General features: G+C 48.0%; 1 pseudogene. It reads right to left on the reverse strand.

From position 1 onward, the window contains the following. Positions 1-269 (reverse strand): annotated as a pseudogene (locus tag NLF92_RS13065) (MFS transporter); the annotation flags it as partial.

Consider the following 269-nt stretch of genomic DNA (forward strand, 5'->3'; position numbering starts at 1 on the left):
TTAAAAACACGATGCCGTAAAGCAATCCCATGTAAGGCAAACCGAACATTTGCGCAACCAGACCTGACGTCGGCGGCACCGTTGCCAGCCACAACAAGCCTGTGACTATCGAAAATGCATACACCGACGTAGCCGACATCGGAAAATACATAAATGCGGCTATCGACACAGCGCGTAACGCGTAAATCCAGGTAAGCAACTTGGCTTTGGAATATTTCCCCGCCCAGGAACCTGACAGTAAACAACCGAAGATGTTAAACAAACCAATT

The organism is Opacimonas viscosa (assembly GCF_024199005.1).
In the GTDB taxonomy this organism is placed as follows: Bacteria; Pseudomonadota; Gammaproteobacteria; order Enterobacterales; family Alteromonadaceae; genus Opacimonas; species Opacimonas viscosa.